Annotated in this window: 18 protein-coding genes and 1 pseudogene; 4 read left to right on the top strand and 15 right to left on the bottom strand. The window is 29.8% G+C overall.

Annotated elements, in window-relative coordinates:
- Positions 1-561 precede the first annotated feature (561 nt).
- Positions 562-1,842, top strand: a complete 1,281-nt coding sequence (gene gltS / locus KPL38_RS11685; protein ID WP_312884203.1) for a sodium/glutamate symporter — start codon at positions 562-564, stop codon at positions 1,840-1,842.
- A 194-nt stretch (positions 1,843-2,036) separates the two neighbouring features.
- Here the strand turns inward: gltS and KPL38_RS11680 are convergent, their stop codons facing one another.
- The 3 genes from KPL38_RS11680 to KPL38_RS11670 are packed head-to-tail and all read right to left on the bottom strand — an operon-like array spanning position 2,037 to position 3,513.
- Positions 2,037-2,594, bottom strand: coding sequence for a hypothetical protein (locus tag KPL38_RS11680; protein WP_216289309.1), 558 nt, complete (start codon positions 2,592-2,594; stop codon positions 2,037-2,039).
- 28 nt (positions 2,595-2,622) lie between these two features.
- Positions 2,623-2,796: a hypothetical protein gene (locus tag KPL38_RS11675; protein WP_216289308.1), complete on the bottom strand. Its 174-nt coding sequence runs from the start codon at positions 2,794-2,796 to the stop codon at positions 2,623-2,625.
- 60 nt (positions 2,797-2,856) lie between these two features.
- Positions 2,857-3,513, bottom strand: a complete 657-nt coding sequence (locus KPL38_RS11670) for an HAD family hydrolase (RefSeq protein ID WP_216289307.1) — start codon at positions 3,511-3,513, stop codon at positions 2,857-2,859.
- Between the two features lie 515 nt (positions 3,514-4,028).
- On the opposite strand from KPL38_RS11670, the gene spoVE reads away from it, so the two are divergent.
- Positions 4,029-5,135, top strand: coding sequence for a stage V sporulation protein E (gene spoVE, locus KPL38_RS11665; RefSeq protein WP_216289306.1), 1,107 nt, complete (start codon positions 4,029-4,031; stop codon positions 5,133-5,135).
- A gap of 156 nt (positions 5,136-5,291) precedes the next feature.
- Here spoVE and KPL38_RS11660 read toward each other — a convergent pair.
- The 7 genes and pseudogenes from KPL38_RS11660 to KPL38_RS11630 form a co-directional block, all read right to left on the bottom strand.
- Positions 5,292-6,688 (bottom strand): annotated as a pseudogene (locus tag KPL38_RS11660) (GntP family permease).
- Between the two features lie 108 nt (positions 6,689-6,796).
- Positions 6,797-8,350 (bottom strand): acyl CoA:acetate/3-ketoacid CoA transferase, encoded by a 1,554-nt coding sequence (locus tag KPL38_RS11655; RefSeq protein ID WP_216289305.1) that lies wholly within the window; start codon positions 8,348-8,350, stop codon positions 6,797-6,799.
- Between the two features lie 284 nt (positions 8,351-8,634).
- Entirely contained in the window at positions 8,635-9,051 is a 417-nt protein-coding gene (locus tag KPL38_RS11650; protein ID WP_216289304.1) for a MaoC family dehydratase, read from the bottom strand.
- A gap of 382 nt (positions 9,052-9,433) precedes the next feature.
- Complete coding sequence (locus tag KPL38_RS11645; protein ID WP_216289303.1) at positions 9,434-10,798, bottom strand: sigma-54 interaction domain-containing protein; 1,365 nt, start codon at positions 10,796-10,798, stop codon at positions 9,434-9,436.
- A 207-nt stretch (positions 10,799-11,005) separates the two neighbouring features.
- Positions 11,006-12,013: an electron transfer flavoprotein subunit alpha/FixB family protein gene (locus tag KPL38_RS11640; RefSeq protein ID WP_216289302.1), complete on the bottom strand. Its 1,008-nt coding sequence runs from the start codon at positions 12,011-12,013 to the stop codon at positions 11,006-11,008.
- Positions 12,014-12,033: 20 nt separating this feature from the next.
- The gene (locus KPL38_RS11635; RefSeq protein ID WP_216289301.1) at positions 12,034-12,816 is read right to left on the bottom strand and encodes an electron transfer flavoprotein subunit beta/FixA family protein; all 783 of its coding nucleotides are present in this window, start codon (positions 12,814-12,816) and stop codon (positions 12,034-12,036) included.
- 14 nt (positions 12,817-12,830) lie between these two features.
- On the bottom strand, positions 12,831-13,970 hold the full coding sequence (locus tag KPL38_RS11630) for an acyl-CoA dehydrogenase (protein ID WP_216289300.1): 1,140 nt from the start codon (positions 13,968-13,970) through the stop codon (positions 12,831-12,833).
- Between the two features lie 816 nt (positions 13,971-14,786).
- On the opposite strand from KPL38_RS11630, the gene KPL38_RS11625 reads away from it, so the two are divergent.
- Positions 14,787-15,119, top strand: coding sequence for a helix-turn-helix domain-containing protein (locus tag KPL38_RS11625; RefSeq protein WP_246577932.1), 333 nt, complete (start codon positions 14,787-14,789; stop codon positions 15,117-15,119).
- A 16-nt stretch (positions 15,120-15,135) separates the two neighbouring features.
- Here the strand turns inward: KPL38_RS11625 and KPL38_RS11620 are convergent, their stop codons facing one another.
- From KPL38_RS11620 to KPL38_RS11605, 4 genes are all read right to left on the bottom strand, one after another.
- On the bottom strand, positions 15,136-17,136 hold the full coding sequence (locus tag KPL38_RS11620; protein ID WP_216289299.1) for a PAS domain-containing sensor histidine kinase: 2,001 nt from the start codon (positions 17,134-17,136) through the stop codon (positions 15,136-15,138).
- Positions 17,137-17,548: 412 nt separating this feature from the next.
- Complete coding sequence (gene sigK, locus KPL38_RS11615) at positions 17,549-18,256, bottom strand: RNA polymerase sporulation sigma factor SigK (RefSeq protein WP_216289298.1); 708 nt, start codon at positions 18,254-18,256, stop codon at positions 17,549-17,551.
- Positions 18,257-18,502: 246 nt separating this feature from the next.
- Positions 18,503-18,925, bottom strand: a complete 423-nt coding sequence (locus KPL38_RS11610) for a universal stress protein (RefSeq protein WP_216289297.1) — start codon at positions 18,923-18,925, stop codon at positions 18,503-18,505.
- Between the two features lie 226 nt (positions 18,926-19,151).
- Positions 19,152-20,510 carry an 8-oxoguanine deaminase gene (locus tag KPL38_RS11605; protein WP_216289296.1) on the bottom strand — a complete coding sequence of 453 codons (1,359 nt, stop codon included), beginning with the start codon at positions 20,508-20,510 and terminating at the stop codon, positions 19,152-19,154.
- Between the two features lie 220 nt (positions 20,511-20,730).
- Here KPL38_RS11605 and KPL38_RS11600 point away from each other — a divergent pair, with 220 nt between their 5' ends.
- A complete protein-coding gene (locus tag KPL38_RS11600) occupies positions 20,731-21,984 on the top strand; it encodes a DNA polymerase Y family protein (protein WP_216289310.1) in 1,254 nt (417 codons plus the stop codon).
- 193 nt (positions 21,985-22,177) lie between these two features.
- Here KPL38_RS11600 and KPL38_RS11595 read toward each other — a convergent pair whose 3' ends face one another.
- Positions 22,178-23,062, bottom strand: coding sequence for a C40 family peptidase (locus KPL38_RS11595; RefSeq protein ID WP_216289295.1), 885 nt, complete (start codon positions 23,060-23,062; stop codon positions 22,178-22,180).
- Positions 23,063-23,511: the final 449 nt, after the last annotated feature.

Here is a 23,511-nt window from a genome sequence, read left to right as displayed (position 1 = left end):
GATAGTACACATGTCTTGAGATATTTCTATTAATATTTTTGAGTTACAATCCAAAATCCACATCCTAATTATTCCAGTTAATGTTTTTTCATAAGATAGTTAACACTATCTATATTTTACTATTAAAATATGAAGGGATAACATAATTCGTGATTGATTAATTCTATTATATAAAACTTATGATCATATAATTGTTTTAGTTAGTATTGGGATAATGATGAATTCTATTTTGCATTAAAAAGATTCACGGTAATTTTATCTAGGATATACTTTCTTTTTTCAACTTAATTTTATGTCAATAAACTGATAAATAATTGTTCATTAATAACTTCATATCAAATTTCTATCATTTTTCACTTTCATAATGTCCTTATTTTTGTTACAATTAGTAACATGATGGTTTATAAAAGAGAGCTCAAAACTCTTATTCTTTAAAAAGCTGAAAAGAATTAGGTAATTTATGCCAGTGGAATCTATAAAAAAGCAGGCATATTTTTAAAAATTCTTCTTTTCTTTTTATTTACTAAATTAAATAGTTGAATCCTTGCTAATATATTAACAATGGTATTCGTAATTGTTATTACTAATTTATTATCAATGCTTGCAACTACATTATATGAGGTGGTAGTAAAAATGGCTTTAAAATTAGACATGGTTCAAGCAGCGTCACTAGCAGTTGTTGTTCTATTTATAGGACAAAAAATTAAAAATAAGCTAGCTTTTTTAGATAGGTACTGTATACCTGCGCCAGTAATTGGAGGCTTGATTTTCGCAATAATTACTTTAATACTTAAGGTAAGTAACATATTGATTTTTGATATGGATATAACTCTTCAAAAATTATTTATGACGGTATTCTTTACAACTATTGGGCTTACTGCAAGCCTTAAATTATTAAAAAAAGGTGGAAAAGGAGTTCTTATTTTTTTAGGTATATCCATAATACTATGTGTTTTTCAAGACATTATAGGGGTAACGCTTGCTAAAACATTTGGTCTAAATCCACTTATAGGTCTTTCTACAGCATCCGTACCTATGGTAGGTGGGCATGGAACTGCAGGTGCTTTTGGTCCAATATTTGAAAAAGCAGGTGCATTTGGTTCAAATACCGTTGCATTAGCATCAGCTACATTTGGTTTAGTTATAGGAAGCATCATTGGTGGACCTATAGGAAAGAGATTAATAGAAAAAAATAATCTTTCATATCCTATGAAAACTATTAATTCAACCACCTATGATCAAATAGTCGCAACCAAAGAAAATAATGAAAAACCGCTAAATTATAATAACTTCATGAGCGCCGCAGCTCAGATCTTATTAGCTATGGGACTTGGTACAATTATATCTATACTTTTGGAAAAAACAGGCATGACTTTTCCATCATATATTGGTGCTATGTTTGCAGCTGCAATTTTAAGAAACATATCTGATTCTACAAATGCATTTAAAGTTCATTTAGATGAAGTTGGTGTCTTAGGAGGTATTTCTTTATCTTTATTCTTATCTATGGCATTAATGGGATTAAAATTATGGCAATTATCTGCATTAGCGTTACCTCTGATAGTAATGTTATTGTCTCAGACAATTCTTACAGGATTATTTTGCTATTTTATAACCTTTAATGCTATGGGAAGAGATTATGACGCAGCCGTAATGGCTTCTGGTAATTGCGGCTTTGGTATGGGTGCTACCCCAAACGCAATGGCAAACATGGGGGCTATGACAAAAAAATATGGTAATTCTCCTAAAGCGTTTTTTATTGTGCCATTAGTGGGCAGTTTATTTATAGATTTCTGTAATGCTGGTGTCATTACAACGTTTATGAATATTTTGGGAAAATAATATTATCTTTGAATTGCTTAAATCAGTATCCAGTTAAAGCTTCGTATGACTACACGTTTATATGATGAATTGGAAAAAGTAAGTAACTTTAGAAAATAAAAAATGTTTTTTATTTATATAACATGATTTTATATGTAACTAGTATCTGCAATGAAAATTGTAGGTACTTTTTAGTTTAAATATAATTAGAAAGATTATTTGCTTTTTACTGAATTAAGCACATACTCTGTTACGACACTACTACCAATATTAATGTGACCCGCTTTACAAAAGGCAGTTTTTATAGTTCCTTTGTTTCCGTGAACAATTATAGATTGTAATTCTTCTACTTCAACTCTAACAGATTCTATTTCAGCCATAGTTTCACTATACACTTTAACAGAATTTATGTATTCTTCTTTATTTAACAATATATTTTCTTTTAATTTTTCTAATTTAAAAGAACCTACAAAATCATCTATTTGTTTTTTTATTTCAGAATTTTTTAATGGTAATTGGCCCATATCCATAAGTTCTAATTGTGCTTTAGTCTTATTCATTTCGCATTTTAATTGTTCTGTTTTAACATTTTGTTTGACTAATAATTCAAATATCCTATCGTCAAAACAAATTTTATATCGCTCTTCCAAAGCTTTCCCTTGATATACTTTACTTTGGTATTCTAACTGTAACTTTTTTAACACGTCTTTTTTACTTTGTATTGCATTAATTCTTTGTTTCTTATATTCTTTTAATTCTTCTATAAATTTCATAATTTATCTTTAATGATATAATGCAACCCTAATACACAACACCACTAAATTCACACTTCCTTTCTCCTAATTCTTGTTTAATAAGGTCTTGTTTTGGTATTATTTTAGTTCTCTTTTTGTTATCCCTTGCAAATGTATCTGATTCTTCCATTGTTAGAGCGTCCCTCTTGATTATAAATACATATTTGTAAATATATTTCATTTTAATTATAGCATATAAAACATAAAGCTAGTAGATAAATAAATATCCACTAGTTCATGACTATGTTCTAACATCCTTTTTTAATATTTTTTTCAACTCTAGTAAATTTGTGATTTTTTCGTCCGCAATACTCTGATCAAAACCAAATCGATTTTCTTCTAATGCAACAGTATATATGCCTGCTGCTTTTGAAGCAGTAATTCCATAAACAGAATCCTCAATTACCAGACAATCCTTAGGTTCAAGCTTCAATTTTTTAACCATTGTAAGATATATTTCAGGATCAGGCTTTGAATTATTAAACATTTCGCCACTTAATACAGCTTCAAAATACTCTTCGATGCCACATTGTTTTAAAACCATTTGAATTTTATTCATCCCGGAAGATGAGGCTAAAGCAACTTTATATGATTCATTTTTTAACCATTTTAGTATATCGACAACTCCAGGATTTAAAATATCTTTGTAATTTATTTCAATATCTTTATTATGATATTTCGCATAATCATCTTCATACTCTTCTCTTTTCATCTTTCCCTGAAATGCATCTTTAATACTATCCCAACGTAATTTGGGGTTACCTCCCACAATTAGATTCAATCTTTCTGGCTTAAGGTAAATACCTTTGGATTTTAAATAATCTTCATGCAGTTTCAATTGGTGTGGCTCACTATCAATAAGTACACCATCCATATCAAATATTACAGCTTTAAACATGTTTATCACCCTTTAATTTTATTAATATGTTACAAAATTCAATTCATTACTATTTTAGTAAATTATAAAAAATCACTTATTTTTTATAGAATTATATTCTTGTAACTTATATTTGCTCCTTCTATTTTACAGGATTAACAAGTTTAATGATACACGTCTTGAATATTTCAATAAACTTTTTTCATAAAAATCCTTTTATTGCATGTCATAAATCAAAATTTTATGGTCCACAACCGTACTTTTTGTCTTTATATTTATAAAAAAGTAATCTTTATATAAAAATAATGTTAAATATTGAATATTGTGGTCGAATATGATAATGTATATATAAATTGTAATGATAACATCTTAACTATTTTTAGATTCTTCTATGTATATAAATAATCTAAGATATATGCAAATTACTAATAAGCTATAATTACATAGTGTTTTTGTTTCTCAAATAAGTATTAATACCATTGAAAAATAAAATAAGGTTAATGATAACACTAAATAAAGATGCAAGGAGGGTAAATATGAAAAAGTCCAAAATTAAAATGGGCCAAATAGATTTCATATTATTTGCAACTATAATGATCCTTGTTTGTATTGGAATAATAATGGTTTATAGTGCAAGTTCCTATGTTGCTAGTTTCAAATATAATAATCCACAATTTTTTTTAAAAAAACAACTTTTATGGGCCTGCATTGGCTTAGTTCTTATGGTCACAGCAATTAAAACTGACTATCATATTATAAAAAAATATACTGGAATTGTTATGATAATTACTATAGTATTGTTAGTTACCGTATTTGCTTTTACACCTGTTAATGGCTCTAAAAGGTGGATTAATCTAGGACCTACAGCCTTTCAGCCATCCGAAATTGCGAAATATATTATAGTGATATATATGGCAAAAAGCTTAGATTTAAAAGGAAAAGAGATTAAAAAATTCACCACAGGTATACTTCCATACCTATTAGTTTCAGGACTTTATGCAGGTTTAATTTTGCTAGAACCAAACTTAAGTATTGCAGCTGTTATAATGATTGTTACTATAATTATTTTATTTGCTGTAGGTGCAAGGTTTCTCCACCTTTTTGCTATAGGTTCATCATTTGTTGCAGCCGCTGTTGCTGCAACAATGCTTGCACCATATAGAATGGCTAGAGTTATGAATTTTACAAATCCTTTTAAAGACAGTCAAGGTGATGGATATCAACTAGTTCAATCACTACTTGCATTAGGATCAGGCGGTATTTTTGGAGCCGGCATTGGACAGTCAAGACAAAAATGTCTTTATATACCTGAACCACATACTGATTTTATCTTTGCAATAATTGGTGAAGAATTAGGCTTAATCGGATGCGCTTTTATAATCTTATTATTCGTTGTTTTAATCTGGCGCGGTATTAAAATAGCAGTCACTGCTAAAGATATGTATGGGTTAATTTTGGCTGTTGGAATTACATCTGTTATAGCTGTTCAAGCCGTTATAAATATTGCGGTTGTTACTGGATCTATGCCAGTAACAGGCGTACCATTGCCATTTATAAGTTACGGCGGCTCATCTCTGGTTTTCAATATGTTTGCAATGGGAATCCTATTAAATATTTCAAGACATACTTCAAAAACAGATTAAAATTGCTACAAAATTTTTATATATTATTTAATATATATTTGGACCAATATAGGAAAATATTGCATACAGCAATAAAACTTCAAAGAGTTCTCTCTGAAGTTTTATTGTTGTACTTAAAAATAGTTTTCATAAAGTAATTTCAACATTTATAGATAATTAAACAAAATGAAGAATTGATTGTAACCCAATTAGGAAAAAACATGTTCCTGTCTTAAGAATAGTTATAGCAAATATATCTTTATATGCTTGTTTATGTGTTAAACCTGCAATGCCAAGTAGTGTAATAACCGCTCCATTATGAGGCAATGTATCCATTCCACCAGATGCCATAGCAGCAACACGATGAAGTAATTGAGGGCTTATACCAGTATTTGCTGCCCATTCTAAATAGTGTTTACCAAAAGTATCAAGTGCAATACTCATTCCACCGGAAGCTGAACCAGTTACTCCAGATAGAACATTCACTGTAACTGCTTCAGATAATAGTGGACTACCATGAGGATTTATATTTGTTAAAGCATGAGCAATAGATTGAAAACCTGGAAGTGTTTTAATAACATTACCAAAACCTACTTCAGATGCTGTATTTATAACTGCTAGAAGAGAACCTATAGCACCAGCATTAATAGCTTTTGCTAAATTACCTTGCATACGTTTAGGATTAATAAGCATTGCAAGAAGAATTCCCACTATAAGTGAAATCATGAGTGCCCAGTTATTCATTGTTCCTACAACACCAGCTGAAAGCATATTGTAAGGCTTCTTAGTTACCCAAGAAATAATATCCCAATGTGGGAAAACTAATTTTTGCAAAATTAGAGTCACAACTAAAACTGAGATTAATGGTAATGCTGACAAAAATGCATTTGGTAAACTATCATCATCAACCATTATAGGTTCATTAGTATGGTTTTCACCATAACCTTCTCCAGCTGCCTCAGCAGTACGCTTACGCCACTCCAAGTAGGCAATACCACATGTCATAATAATAATTGCTCCAAGTATTCCATAACAGGTGCAGCGTAAAGATCTGTATTAAAAAATTTCATTGGAATTGAGTTTTGAATTTTTGGTGTTCCAGGAAGCGAATCCATAGTAAATGTAAATGCACCAAGTGCTATTGTACCTGGAACAAGTCGTTTTGGTATGTCTGCTTCTTTAAAAATAGATGCTGCAAATGGATATACTGCGAATGCTACAACGAAAAGGCTTACGCCTCCATAAGTAAGGATAGCTGCTGACAAAACTACTGAGAGTATTGCTCTCTTTTTCCCTAATTTTTCTACGATAGTTTTGGCAATGGATTTTGCCGCACCCGATTGTTCCATTGTCTTTCCAAATATTGCTCCCAATAGAAAAAACGGAAAATAAATTGTAATGTATTTACCAAGATTGGGTAAAAATATTTCTGTATAAGTAGGCAAAATAGCCATTCCAGAAAATAAAGCAGCAAGTAGTGCAAAAATAGGGGCAAAGACAATGACTGAGAAACCCTTATATGCCATAAACATTAATAAGCATAAACTTAGTATGATACCGAAAACTCCTAACATATATATAACCTCCATTATTTTAATTTTATTCTCTTTTTTTTAAACCGTTTACTTTTATAATTGAGTAAAAATTATGCCATACTACTATTATTCCAAAAACAGTATTTATTATCTAGCTAATTTAAGCCCTATAACACCTTCATTAAATATTCTTTTATCCATTAACTTTAGATTTTCAGATATAATTGGAGTAAAATTCATTTTATCCAAAACATCTTTTTGTAAATCAATTCCAGGAGCAATTTCTTCTAAAGTAACACCTTCTTTAGTTAATCTAAAAACTGCTCTTTCTGTAATGTATAACACTTGCTGAGAAACGTCTACAGCATACTCCCCACTAAAAGTGATTTGCTCAACATTTTCAACAAATTTGTTAACCTTACCTTCTTGTATTATCTTTAATTTTTCATCACAAATTTCAATTTTTAAGCCACCTGCAGTAAACGTACCACAGAAAACAACTTTTTTAGAGTTTTGAGTTATATTTATAAAACCACCGCATCCCGCAATTTTAGGACCGAATTTACTAACATTAATATTTCCTGTTTCATCACATTGAGCAAGACCTAGGAAGGCTATATCTAAACCTCCTCCGTCATAAAAATCAAATTGATTACTTTGATCCAGTATACTTTCAGGATTAATTGAAGCACCAAAACTTAAACCACCTGCAGGGATTCCGCCTATTGGTCCTGATTCCAAAGTAACTTTTAAGCCACTCGCAATTCCTTCTTCATTTGCTACCATTGAAATTCCTTCAGGTACACCTATTCCAAGATTTGTAATAGCATTGGGAATAAGCTCCATTGCTGCCCTTCTAGATATTATTTTTCTCTCATCTAGTTTAAGTCCTTTTAGATTGCTTAATGCCATTTTTATTTCACCATTATAAGATGGATTATATTGTTCTGCATAAGTTTGCATATGATTTTCAGGCTTTGAAATTACAATAGCATCCACAAGTATTCCTGGAATCTTAACCTTTCTTGGATCAAGGGTACCATTCGCCACAATTTTTTCAACCTGGAGTATTACAATCCCACCAGAATTTTTTGCTGCTTGTGCCATAGACAGAGCATCGAGTGTTACAGCTTCTTTTTCCATAGTCGCATTCCCAAATTCATCAGCATAAGAAGCTCTAAGAAGTGCAACATTTATAGGAAACGCTTTATAAAACAAATATTCCTTATTTTCAATTTCAATAACCTTAACTATATCTTCTTTTGTGATATCGTTTAACTTGCCCCCGTCAATTCTAGGATCTACAAAAGTTTTTAAACCAACATGAGTTATTGTTCCTGGTTTACCTGCTGCAATGTCTCTATAAAGGTGGGAAATTACTCCTTGAGGGAGATTATAAGCTTGAATCTTATTTTCAATAGCAAGCTTTACAAGTTTAGGTGCAAGTCCCCAGTGACCACCTATTACTTTTGAAACTAAGCCTTCTTCTCCAAGACGATTTAATCCTTTATCCTTTGAATCTCCTTGACCAGCTGCATATACCAAAGTTAAATTATTAGGAAGTCCCTTTTCAAGAAAACATTCATTAATCTTTATCGTTAATTCTTCTGGATGACCGCAACCGATAAATCCTCCCACTGCAACGGTATCTCCATTTTTGATTAAAGCAATAGCATCATAGCTAGACATTATTTTATTCATTTTTTAACCCCCTTTATTTAATTTTGATTAAACTACTCATAATTATAAGTAGCAACTATCATGCCAATAAATTAATGGTGAATAACAAATTTTCTATGACTTTTATATGGCTTTTACGTGATTTTCGGAAATATTTTCACATTAAACTTAGTATTCTGTGCACTAAAGAGAACATGTTTCATGTAAACATTTTCATTGTGTTCTAAAAATAAAACGATATTTCTGTTCTATAAAAATATTGTTCATTAATCAAGACACTCATATTATAAAAATGTAGTTAATTATTATTTAGGTGGCATAACAGTTGCAATACCCTTAAGAACAACAACTCCATCTTGATTCGTACATATTGTACTTAATTTCATAATGTTTTTTTCTTCCTTCTTTTCTATAACTTCAACTTCAGCTTTTATTGTATCTCCAAATCTAACTGGCGCTGTAAATCTGAGTTCTTGACCTAGATAAATAGTGCCTGGTCCAGGTAATTTTGTGCCAAGTACTGCCGATACGAAACCTGCAGTGAGCATTCCATGTGCAATTCTACCTTTGAACATCGTTGTTTCAGCTTCTCTTTGGTTTATATGAGCGGGATTTAGATCTCCAGTTATTCCTGCATAAAGATATACATCAGATTCACTTATAGTTTTTTCAAAAGAATCCTTATCACCAATATTTAGTTGTTTCATTGTTAATCCTTTCATTAATAATTCCTCCTTATATTTTACTTTTAATTACTATATATTCACATAAATGCAACTATAATTAATAATATTATTCACCTGAAACTATAGCGGTTTGTTTCTTTTTCAATTTCATAATTTTTTTAATGTTTAACTTCCTTTGTTATATTATTTAGACTTGTTACAAATATAATAAGCAATAATGATGCCAACCAAACATCATAAAAACATACAAAAAGAAAGGATTATTATTATGATTTGATGGGTTTATATGATTATTCGAAAATTAGATACAACCCTATGTACGACAAATAGAACTTAATATTTACGAATATTATTGTTTAGTTCGAAAAAATGAACGCTATTCTTAATTTTTAAGAATAGCGTTCATTTTATTGAACAACTATAAAGGTATATTGTATTTTTGAATTTTTTCATATAAACTTGTTCTTCCAATTTTAAGTTTTTTAGCAGCTTTAGTTTTATTTCCATCTGTGGCTTTAAGTGCATCCATAATAGCTTGCTTTTCTGCTTCCACTATAGTTTCTTCAAGACTTTTAATAAGCTTAATTTCTTTTCTTCCTGTAATTTCATCAGGTAAATCTCTAGGACAAATAGTATTACTATTTTCTATTACATTAATTGCTCTTTCTAATATATTTTCAAGTTCCCTAATATTTCCTTCCCACGAATAGTTTTTAAGATAAAATTCTGACTCCTTAGAAATGCCTATTATATTTTTATTTAAATCTTTAGAAATCTTTTTTATAAGGTGATTTGCAATAAGCAAAATATCATCTTTTCGCTCGCGAAGAGATGGAATAGTAATAGTTACAACATTTAATCTATAATAAAGATCTTGCCTAAAATTGCCTTCATGCATAGATTTTTCGAGATTTTTATTTGTTGCAGCTATTATACGAATGTCTAATTTTTTACTACCTAATGATCCAATTTTTTCAACTTCTTTTTCCTGAATTGCCCTTAAAAGTTTAACTTGCATATGAAGGGGCATATCTCCTATTTCATCTAAAAATATTGTTCCACCATCAGCTAATTCAAATTTTCCTATTTTGCCTTCTTTTTTAGCTCCTGTAAAGGCACCCCCTTCGTAACCAAAAAGTTCTGATTCTAATAAATCACTTGGAATAGCCCCACAGTTTACCTTTACAAAAGGTGCATACAAGCGATCACTAGCTAAATGTATTGCATGAGCGAACAATTCTTTTCCTGTGCCACTCTCGCCAAGTATAAGCACGTTGGAGTGTGTTTGAGCCGCTTTACGTGCAATTGTTTTAGCTGCTAAAACTTTTTCACTTGTTCCTATGATATCATCAAATGAATAGCTTGCAGTGTTCAATTGCTTTAACTGAGTTTTATAAGTTTCAAGTTCCTTTTTCATAACTTTAATTTTACTATAAAGATTATTTAATTCCTTCACATTTCTAAATAACACCTTACCAATTGCACCAATTATTTCTCCGTTTTTTATTATAGGTATTCTAGTCGCAATCATATAGCTTCCTTTTATGTCTTGTAATTGAGCAGTTTCAGTTTCTCCTGTTTGTAAAATAAGATGCATTCTTGTATTTTCTATAACATCCGTAACAAGTTTTCCTACAGCATTTTCCTCTGAGATTCCTACGAATTCAGAATATGATTTGCTAATCATAGTTATAATTGAATTTTTATCTACAATTATAATACCATCATAAGCGTTATCTATAACAGTCTTTAATATCTCTACAGCATCTTTTTCATAATCCATTATAAAATCAGCTCCTATATATATATTGTGTCAAAAGGTTTATTCTAATACTAATTCTTAGTATATTTAGAATAGCTTAAAAAGTGAAGCAGCTGTATTATGTCTATATTTAATAAAACACTTAGGACTCTATTAAATAACAAAACCTGATGTAAAAAAATAAAAGCGATTTTGATGCGCAACACATCAAAATCGCTTATAATAAAATTATTTATCTCTCAATGTATTAATTTGAGCTATCATTTCTGGAATGACCTTCAAGAAGTCTCCAGCGACAGCTACATCAGCAGCTTTCATTATAGGTGCGGTTGCATCTTTATTTATAGCTATTATGAAATCCGAATCTTGCATACCAGCTAAATGCTGAATTGCTCCTGAAATACCACATGCTATATATACAGTAGGTCTAACAGTTTTCCCTGTTTGACCTACTTGAACTGATTTGTCTATCCAACCATTCTCAACTGCTGCTCTTGATGCTCCTACAACCCCATCTAAAGTAGTTGCAAGTTTTTCTAGTAATGCAAAGTTTTCTTTACTTCCAACTCCACGTCCACCAGACACTATAATATTAGCTTCTCCAATATCAGCTAAAACTTGAGCTACTTTTACAACTTCAATAGTTTTAGTTCTGATATCTGATTCTTTTAAATTAACAGTAATTTTTTCAACTGGGCAAGTTCTAGATGCATCTCTAGTTAATTTTTCAAAAACCCCTGGTCTAATAGTTGCCATTTGTGGCCTATGATCGCCGCAAACTATAGTAGCCATTAAGTTTCCTCCAAATGCTGGTCTAGTCATCATTAAATTATTGTTTTCTGTCTCTATATCTAATGAAGTACAATCAGCAGTTAAACCTGTTGCAAGTCTTGCTGATATTCTCGGTCCTAAATCTCTTCCTAAATAAGTTGCACCTACAAATATTATTCCTGGTTTTCGTGTCTTTGCTAAATCACATATAACTTTTGCATATGCATCAGTTGTAAAATGACCAAGTAATGGTGAACTCGCAACTATTACCTTATCAGCTCCAAATGCTACAAGTTCGCAAGCCATAGCATCGGTTTTATCTCCTAATAATACAGCTGTTAATTGTTCTCCTAATTTATCTGCAATTTCTCGTCCCTTACCTAAAAGTTCGAAAGAAATTTTTTGAAGTTCTCCATCTCTTTGCTCTGCAAAGACCCATACGCCCTTGTAATCTGCTATATTCATTGCTTTTTCCCTCCTACATTTTAGATAAAGTGATTTTCTTTTAATTTTGAAACTACATATAAAGCAGCTTCGCCTGCTGGTAATTGTATTAATTCGCCTTTTCCTTTAGGTTCTTTAGTCATAGACTTTTTAACCTTTGTTGGCGAACCTTTAAGTCCAAGAACAGCTTTATCTGCTCCAATATCATCTGCATTCCAAACTTTTACTTCTTTGTTTTGGAACATTTCAAAAATACCCTTTATATTCATGTATCTTGGTTCATTCAACTCTTTTATAGCTGTTAAAAGAACAGGAGTTTTAACTTCAATAACTTCATATCCATCTTCCCAAGCTCTTCTAACTTTTAATCCGCCTTTAATTACGTCAACCTTTTCAACATATGTAATTTGTGCAAGATTTAAATGCTCTGCGATTTCAGGTCCAACTTGTGCTGTATCTCCATCGATTGCTTGTCTTCCAGCAAATACTACATCGTAGTCTAATTTCTTTAAAGTTGCAGCTAATGCATAAGATGTAGCTAAAGTATCTGCTCCTGCAAATGCACGATCTGATACAAGTATTGCCTCATCAGCGCCCATAGCTAAAGCTTCTCTTAATGCTTTTTCTGCCTGAGGTGGTCCCATGCTTATTACAGTCACGTGCGCACCATGTTCATCTTTTAATCTTAAAGATTCTTCTAAAGCATTTTTATCATCTGGATTTATTATTGATGGAACTCCTTCTCTTATAAGTGTTCCCATTTTTGGATCTATCTTAACTTCATTTGTATCAGGTACTTGTTTTAAACATACAACTATATTCATTGCTTAATCTCCTCCTACTTTAATAGATTCCCAGCTATAACCATTTTTTGAACTTCTGAAGTTCCTTCATATATCTCAGTAATTTTCGCGTCTCTCATCATTCTTTCTACTGGATATTCTTTAGTATATCCATATCCTCCGAATATTTGAACAGCTTTAGTTGTAACCTCCATAGCAGTTTCTGATGCAAATAATTTTGCCCTTGCAGCTTCTACTGTATATGATAATCCGTTATCTTTATTAAACGCTGCTTTATAAACTAAAAGTTTAGCAGCTTCAATTTTAACATCAAGTTCTGCAACCATCCATTGAAGTCCTTGGAATGCTGCAAGTGGTTTTCCAAATTGTTTTCTTTCTTTCATATATTTAGTAGCTTCGCCGAGTGCTCCTTCTGCAATTCCTAAGGCTTGTGCAGCTACTCCAATTCTTCCACCATCAAGAGTTTTCATTGCAATACCGAAACCTCTTCCTTCTTTTCCAAGCATGTTTTCTTTGGGAACCTTGCAGTTTTCAAATACAAGTTCAGTTGTTGATGATGCTCTTATTCCTAATTTATCTTCATGTTTACCAATTGAAAAACCAGGGAATTCTTTTTCAATTATAAAAGCAGTAATACCCCTTGTTCCCTTAGTTTTATCAGTCATAGCAAAAACCACAAAAGTATCTGCTACTCCACCATTAGTGATAAATATTTTTGAACCATTTAATATATAATTATCTCCATCTAAAATTGCTGTAGTTTGTTGTCCTGATGCATCTGTTCCTGCATTAGGTTCAGTTAATCCAAAGGCACCTAGCTTTTCACCTTTTGCAAGCGGAACTAAGTATTTCATTTTTTGTACTTCTGTGCCAAAAGCATCTATTGGTCCAGCACATAATGATGTATGAGCTGATAATATTACTCCTGTTGTTGCACATGCTTTTGATAATTCTTCAACAGCAATAATATATGATAAATTGTCTCCGCCAGCTCCACCATACTTAGCAGCAATTGGAATACCCATCATATTGTATCTTGCCATTTTTTCTACAGTTTCACTAGGGAACCTTTCTGTTACATCTATTTCCGCCGCTATTGGTTTAACTTCATTTAATGCAAATTCACTTACCATCTTTTGCACAAATTCTTGTTCTTTTGTCAATGTAAAATTCATAAACCTTCCTCCTCACCATTTTCTGAGATATCTAAAAATCATTATCTATCTCTTGTTTTACATAATACTTATAATTTTACTTGTTATTAAATCGTTTTCTACCTTTTCTTTAAATCATTCATAAATGCAAACTTTCAATTCTACGCTATAGCAATCAAGTTCAAAATTTGTATTTATAATATTAGTAAGCAATTATTATGCCAGTTTAATTTAAAATGGTATATTTCTCTTAAACCCAGTAAATAGTTTAAATATAATCTAAATTTAATTTTTTTATTGATAAAATTCTTCTTATTTCAATATTATTTATGTTTTCAGTATAAAATCAATATTTTTGTAGAATTTTTTGAACACTTAACTTTTATTTTCATAAAAAACGTTCTATTTTTAGAACATATCACTATAATTCATTTCAAAATCGTATTAATTTTAGTACACTTATCTTTATTTATTATCAACAGTTCTTTGTAGTGAAAAAAAATAAGAAACATATACTTCCCTTGACAAGAAGATTATGTTTCTATTTTATAATATTAATAGGAGATTTTCTGCTAAATATATTATACTATTTCTAGTATGCTCATCTAATTGAACTTTATGCAAAATCAATCCAATTTTGTTCTATAATTTAACTTTTAGATGAGTTATTTCTATTTTTTATTAGTAATTAATCTATATTTAAAATATTGCCCAAGAATGATATAATTATAGATATCATTTTGGATGTAACTAGGTTATAGTTGTTAGTAGATTTAAATGGCTAAAGTGTAGTAAACTATTAATTGCTAATATAGCAATATAAGAAGGATGAGTAATATGAGCGAAATTATAAATTATGTAAACATTGGAATTAGAATAAGATTTGAACGAGAGACGTTTGATATGTCTAGAGAAGATTTTTCAGAAATTTTGGGAATTTCCACATATTTTTTGGGACAAATTGAAAGAGGAGAAAGAAAAATGAGTATTGATACTTTGGTAAATGTTTGCGAATGTTTACATATTTCCATAGATTCTTTGTTTTTTGAGCAAAAAAATATTAATACAAATAATAATGATTTAAATTCATTAATTGATAAATGTTCAGAAAAGGAAATTAAGGTAATTGAATCGCTTATAAAATTCATATTACCCCACCTTGCAAGATAAAAAAGATATAACAAAGCTATGAATTAATATTCGAAAGTTCAACTTTTATATTTTGATCTCCACTTTTAACTTCATTATTATATATTATGTTTTCATTAAGCGTTTTTTTTGAAGGAAGCATAACTGTAAACTTAGTTCCTTTTCCGACTTTACTTTCAACATATATACTACCACCATGTAATTCTACAATCGACTTAACTAAACTTAATCCAATGCCCGTACCTGCTACATTTCTCGATAGTGATTTACCTACCTGCTTAAATCTATCAAATATCATATCTAAGTACTTATCCTCAATACCGATTCCATTATCTTTGACTGATATTTCAACAAATTCATTCTTATCCTTAACATCTACAAATATTTCGCCACCTTCATCTGTAAATTTTATTGCATTAGATATAAGATTTAATATTAATCTCTCTATTTTCTCTACGTCGCAACCAATATTTTTTTCTTCTGTATCTGTATCAAAAACAATATTTATACCCTTACTATCAGTAAAATTGGTTACAGACATTACTATTTGTTCTACAGTTTCGACTATATTATTATTTGATAGTTTTAATTTGAAAAATCCTGATTGAATTTTTGATAAATCAGCTATATTATTAATAAGTTTAGATAATCTGTAGGAATTTTGCTTAATTGATTCTATATATTTAATAATTGAATTTCTTTTATCATCGAGTAATCCACTCTTGCAATACATATCAAATAACTGAGCTGTTGCAGATATAACATTTAATGGTGTTTTAAGATCATGGGATATGTTAACAAAAAATTCTCCTTGCAACTTTAATTCTTTTCCCATATCTATATTAGCCTTCATTTCTGTAGTAACATCTATTATTAAAATTAATATTTCTTGAATTTTTCCATTTAAATCAAGCATAGGTTCAAAAATAACATTCCAATACATACTATTTTTATTTATCAAATAATTTTTTTTATTGAAATACCTAGTTTTCCTTTCTTTTATCACTTCACTAATACAATTGTAATATTCGTTCATATCAATTTTATTAAACAAATCTTCAATCTCTATATTTTCTATATTCTTGATCGATTTAACATTAAATTTAGTCAGGTTGAAGATACCAAATGCTTTTTTATTAATATCCACAATTTTTAAATCTGGGCATGATATTCTAATAACAGGTAACTCAAGAGTATCTATCATTCTATGAAAAAATTCATATTTACATTTTGTATTTTCTAATTCTTTTTTATATTTCTCGATTTTTTTAGATTGCTCAATTATATCAATTGAATTTGCATTAGTCCTCTCGGTTATATTATTTAACTGTCCTAAATATTGATTTTCAAAAACTTTTTCATTAACCTTTGAAACAGTTTCAAATATATATTTTATCTTTTTTCTTTCAAATATAGCTGTTTGAACAAACCTCCAATAAGTTATATTGCTATTTAAATTGCCAGTTACAAATTCTTTTATATAGCTAGTCCTCTTCTGCGTTTTAATAATAGAGTTCCATATAACTTCAGCTTCAATACCAAATGCTTTTACAATTTCACTAATAGGGCTACCTATGCTATTTGTTTTTTTATTAAAAGCTAAATCAACTAAATTAAGATACTTTTGATTTGCTTTAAGCAATATTAAATCAGGCACACTATAAACAGCTACACCCGATTTATCATCTTTAAATATTTCTTCTTCAAACATGAGCTTGTCTTCAAGCCTTGAATTTGGTTTCTCGACAAAAGAATATAGTTTTTCATTTATTTCATTGCTCTTAAGAAGTGATATATTAACTTCCCTTACAGATTGTAATTTTGTGAATATATGGCCTATATAATTACATCTTATATTATCAATATATATTTGTGAATTAATTTTTATCATGTTTCCTAGTTCTAGAAGTGATTTCCCTAACACTTCATCCAATTTATACCCTGTAAAATCAATAAATTCTTTATTAACATCAGTTACCATACCATTACAAGAATACAAATATGGTTCTGTGGTTCTGTGATTAAAGTCGTTTTCCATTTCATTCTCCCCAATTTTCACTGCATATTCCTTTTTAGTGCATTTCATTTAGATTTTATCTTCACTAAGTATATTACAATATATACTTATAACAAATATTATTATTAATATTTCCATTTATTATAGTATTCTTTTATGTAAAAATTTATATTAATGGTAAGTAACTACAACAATTATTATAGGCTATTAGCCTATTGTTTATTTGTCTATATACATTATATACATAGTATGCATAATATACTAGTGAAATATATGCTATTAAGTAGTTAATTTATAAAGATAGGTAACTATGAACAAAACATTTGAAAAAATAGCCATTCTCTTCAAGAGAATGGCTATTAACTATCACATACTTATTTCATATGCTATATTATATAGTATGCAATATGTATTTATATATTACATACTATAACTATATATTTATATTACTCTTATCTAATTTCTTATTAAGTTTCTTTAATACCCTCTGCTCAATTCTAGAAATATAGGACCTAGAGATTCCTATAATTAATGAGATTTCTCTTTGGGTTCTAGGCTTACCATCAAGTAATCCATAACGCATTTGAATCACTGCTTTTTCTCTATCATTCAACCCTATGTTTATCTCATTACAAATCTGCTTAAGTTGTATTTTACGTTCTACTATATCAATAACAGAATCTTCATCACTACTTAATACATCAATAAGCGATATCTCATTTCCATCTTTATCATTCCCGATAGGGTCTTGAATGGACATCTCCCTCTTTATTTTCTTATTATTTCTTATTAGCATGAGCATCTCATTTTCGATGCACCTTGAAACATAGGTGGCAAGCCTTATTCCCTTGCTCATATCAAAAGAATCAATGCCTTTAATTAGTCCCACAGTTCCAATAGATATAAGATCATCTATATCATTTCCTGGGTATGAAAACTTTTTAACTATATGTGCAACTAGTCTTAAATTCCGTTCAACGAGTATTCCTTTGGCTAATAAATCACCTTCTTTTAACTTTATTAAGTAAAATTTTTCTTCTTCTTCACTTAATGGCTGAGGAAATGAAGCATTACCAGTTATATACGCTGTTAAAAATGTAACATTACCAATCATATTTAATAAACAATTCACAAATAACACATATGTCCTCCTAATAGCATTTATTAATATAATATGTTTTACTATTTGTTTTGATGAACCTAATATTTAATTCTACTTTTCTCTATTAGATTGCCTATTAATAAAGATATGTAAATGCTAATATTTTTGTGTAAAACCATTCAGTATAATAGTATATTGTCTTAACTAAAAGAAAAAAACATCTGATTTCCAGATGTTTTTTTATAAACTTTATAAATTAAGGCTTTGCTCTTATTTTAATAAATATTAATTAGGAATAACTGTTACTGGTACTTTAGCATTTCTAACAACCTTACTTGTTACAGAACCAAGTATTCTATACAACCCTTTTTTGCTACACTTTGTCATTACTATTATGTCGTAACTACCTTTTTCAGCTTTTTTTAATATTTCATCTCCAGCGTATCCCAAAATTGAAAACTTTTCAACTTCATAGCCTTCTAATTCCTTTATTGCTGTATCTAAAAATAATTCACTTGCTTCTGATAAATAGTCAAATTCATTTGGAATTGGCATTGGAACCATCATATCGCTAGTTAACACTATTTCCATTACGTTCATTATTGTAATGGAAACATCATCTTTGCTAAGGAATTTTTTCAACCAATTAAGAGAGTGCATGCTTCTTTCTGTACCATCTAATGGCACTAAAACTTTTATTTTTTCCATATACAACGCCTCCTTAAATTATTTATAATATATCATATAAATAAGCAAAGTTTAAATTTTAGACATATTTGCTAAAAAGTAACTTTATGTATATTGTAACACACATATATATATGTGTTACAATATATGCAATTATGTCATTAACTAAAAGTTAATGACTAAGACATTCCTTAAATTTCAATTGATTACTACCTGGATTTTAAGCAACATTTCCTTGCTCTATTGCTTAAAATCCTCGAATAAATTTTTTTGCCACAACATGACTTTCATTGTAGATTTTTTCCTCATCAATATTTACAAGTATGCCATCTTTCACAACGACTTTACCGTTTACAATAGTATAATCAACATTGCCTTTAAAACCTACAGTACTAAGTAACGATTTTGGGTCAAGATCAGCTCCTATAAGTTCTAATCGGTTAAGCTTTATCATAAATAGATCTCCTGCCATTCCTACAGATAATTTTCCAATATCATTACGTCCAAGAACTTTTGCACTACCCCTTGTGGCTATTTTAAGAATATCATATCCCGTGGGCGCATTTTTACTTGAATTCAATCTATGAAGCAAAAATGCAACCCTCATCTCTTCAAGCATATTTGAGCCATCATTGCTTGCACTTCCATCAACCCCAAGTCCAACAGGAACGTTAAGCTTTAACATCTTAGGAATTTTTGCAATCCCCGATGATAATTTCATATTGGATATTGGACAATGGGCAATCCCGGTACCAGTACTCGCAAGTAATTTAAGTTCATTATCGTTAAAATGAATACCATGCGCAAACCATACATCAGAACCTAACCAACCCAAACTTTCCATATACTCAAGAGGACGCATGTTAAATTTTTCCACAGTAAAGTTTTCCTCATCCTTTGTTTCTGCAAGATGTGTGTGTAACCTGACCCCAAGTTTTCTTGCAAGTTTTGCTGATTCAATCATTAACGTTTGCGAAACACTAAATGGCGAACAAGGAGCAATTGCAACTTGCCTCATTGAAAAACGACTTTTGTCATGAAATTTCTTTACCAACCGGTCACTGTCCTTTAAAATTTCTTCAACAGTCTGAACCACAGTATCTGGTGGAAGTCCTCCGTCTTTAACACTAAGAGACATACTACCTCGAGATGCATACATTCTGATGCCGATCATTTTTGCCGCTTCGAACTGACTTTCAATCAGGTTATTCTGATTTTTAGGAAATACATAGTGATGGTCGAAACAAGTTGTGCAGCCTGTTTTTAAAAGTTCCCCCATTCCACAAAGAGAACTGTACATAATAACATCGCTATTTATATTTTTCCAAATTTCATACAAATATTTTAGCCATGGAAACAATTCCATATTTTGAACCTGTGGAATATTTCTACTAAATATTTGGTATAGATGATGATGTGTATTAATAAGTCCTGGATACATCACCATATCTGTTGCATCTATAATCTCATTGGCTGATTTAAATTCATTTCCAATATATTTAATTTCACCGTTTTCAATATACATATTTATATTTTCAAATAAATTGTCATCATCATCACACGTCACTAGATATCTAATGTTTTTAAAAAAAATTGAATTTTTCATGATTTTCTCCTTAATTTAATAATAATATTTCGTTGAAAATTTCATTAGTTAATAAATATATTGTATAACAAAAAATTATAAATACAATCTTGTTAAGCATATTTTTATTAATTTCAGCAAATAGGAAAATAATTTTTCAATAACACTTCTAAAATTTTAAAAATTAGTATATAATAATTATTACGAACACACGTTCTAATTAAAATATAAAAGGAAGAGAATTATGAAGAAATTAATATTTCATATAGATGCAAATAGTGCCTATTTATCATGGGAAGCTGCCTATAGAATCCAGCAAGGTGAGCACTTAGATCTTAGATTGATACCATCTGTAGTTGGTGGAGATGAAGAAAGCCGCCATGGTATTGTTTTAACTAAATCAATACCTGCTAAAAAGTTTAACATTCATACAGGCGAAACCTTATATAAGGCTAGGGCTAAATGCCCAGATATTGTAATAGTTCCCCCTAGGTACTGGCTATATATAAAATGTAGCTCCGCTATGCATAAAATATTGCAGGAATATACTCCTCAAATTCAAAGATTTAGTGTAGATGAAAGCTTTCTAGACTTTTCTAACATGGAGCATTTATATCCAGACTATATTAAACTTGCCGAAATTATAAAAAATAGGATAAAAAATGAGCTTGGTTTTACAGTAAATATAGGAATATCAAGTAATAAATTACTTGCAAAAGTAGCTTCAGATTTTAAAAAACCAGATAGAATCCATACTTTATTTCCTTATGAATTAAAGCAAAAGATGTGGTCACTACCAATTGAAGACTTGTTCATGGTAGGAAGAGCTACAGCACCAAAACTGCACGATTTAAATATTAATACCATTGGAGATTTAGCAAATTACGATTTAAGAATTTTAAAAAATAAATTCAAAAATCATGGTCAAGTAATTTATAATTATGCTAATGGTATAGAAGACTCAGAGGTAAGAAAAAGTAACTATATTGATATTAAAGGCATAGGGAATTCTACAACAATGCCTTTTGACGTTTGCGATAAAAATACGGCGCATATAGTATTACTATCTTTATGCGAAACAGTATCAATGCGATTAAGAAATTCAAGGAACTGTTGCACTGTAGTTTCAATAAGTATAAAAGGAAGTGACATGATATTTTATTCACGTCAAATGAAATTAACAGTAGCTACTGACTCAACTAGAAAGATATATGAAACAGTGTGTTATTTATTTGATAATGCATGGAAGGGTAACCCAATAAGACATTTAGGTGTCCACGTAACAGATTTTTGCAGTAATGATTTTTATCAATGTTCTTTACTCGATACTTTTAATTATGAAAAAGATAGTAGGCTAAATAAAGCAGTTGATGAAATCAGGTTAAAGTATGGTCACGAAGCTATTAGTAGGTCTTGTTTTCTTCATTCAGGTTTAAATGCTATGTGTGGAGGTATAGGAGAAGAAGATTATCCATTAATGAGTTCAGTGCTTTAGAAAGAAATTTATATTAAATTTTCAGCTTCGCCTATAGGAATGGTTTTTATACGAATAACAAAAGTTATCTAAAAGTCTATAATATTTAGAATACAAATAAATATTAAATCTATTTGTATTCTTTTTTCATAAATTCTCCGCTAGCCTTCAAATATGTGTATATATTTGAAGGCTTTCGAAATGATATGATTTTTTAAAATATTCTTCTTCCTGTTATAAATACGCTTCTAAAATATCCATCTAAACTTATTATTTTTACAACATCACCAGTTTTAGGTGATTCAACAAATTTATTATTTCCAACGTATATTCCCATATGAGACGGACTATAACGTGATGATGAATCTGTTGCAAAGAAAACTAGATCTCCCTTTTGAAGATTGTTTATATTAACAGGAGTACCTTTTGTTATCTGCTCATAAGTTGTTCTAGGTAAAGTCACCCCTACAGTTTTATAAAGATATTGAGAAAGCCCTGAGCAATCAAAACCAGTAGATGGCAATGCTCCTCCCCATTTATAATCTATTCCAAGTAATTTATTTGCGTTTGAGATTAAAGTATTAATCTTGCTGGTTTTACTACTGCTTTGAGTTAAAGTAGTTTTAGTCGCACCTGACTTAACATAAGATTTAGCAATGTATCCCCACCCACTACCATATTTGATTTTATAATAGTTATTTTGAATTCCATATAAATTTATACTTTTAGTTGGATTCAGTTTACCTATAACATTATTGCCATTAGTAGGCGCTTTACGTACATTAAGTCCCCATGCTGTAATATTGCCAACACCAGTAACTATTACTACAGGCGATGTACTAACTGCTTTTGCTATTTTTATATATGAGCTATATGCATATCCAGTTTTCCCTTGATAAGTTACTTTATAAAATGAACCACTTTTCCCAAGTGTATTTATCTTCGTATTGCGAGGAATAGAAGATATAACGCGAGATGAAAGCGTTGGATTCTGTCTTATATTTAATGCACTTGCATTTACTACTCCACTATCAGCAAATGCAATATTAGAACTTGCCATAGTTAATAATAATGCTATTAATGTTACTCTTTTTTTCATATGTTTGCCTTCCTCTCTATATTTTATAACGTATGTTTTTATATGAATTTATGCTATTTACATTTTAAAGACAAGCCTCTATAAATCACTCCTTTTTTACACAATTGTTATTATAGCAGAATTTTTCAAAAATCAACATCTATAATTTCCCAATCAGTCAAAAATTACGCCTATTTGGGATGAAAATCAGTCTTTTTTTGAAAAGTTCATAGAAAGTTTTAAAAGTAATAATTTACCACAAAAAAATCAGAATATAAAAGATAAGAGTATACTCTTATGTTTTATATTCTGATTAATAATGCAAATAATGCTTACTTAATATTAGTTAAAATAACATGATATGATTAAGCCACAAAAAGCTATATTTTCTCCGGTAGGAGTTAAGCTATTTCAAATTTTAGGCTATGCCTCTTGAAAATATTGTAAATTAATATGAAAATTTCAATAAA

The sequence above is a fragment of the Clostridium psychrophilum genome, from assembly GCF_018861705.1.
Classification (GTDB): Bacteria; Bacillota; Clostridia; order Clostridiales; family Clostridiaceae; genus Clostridium_AD; species Clostridium_AD psychrophilum.
Note: the sequence above shows the minus strand (reverse complement) of the source record. Positions and strands in the feature narration are given on the sequence as shown.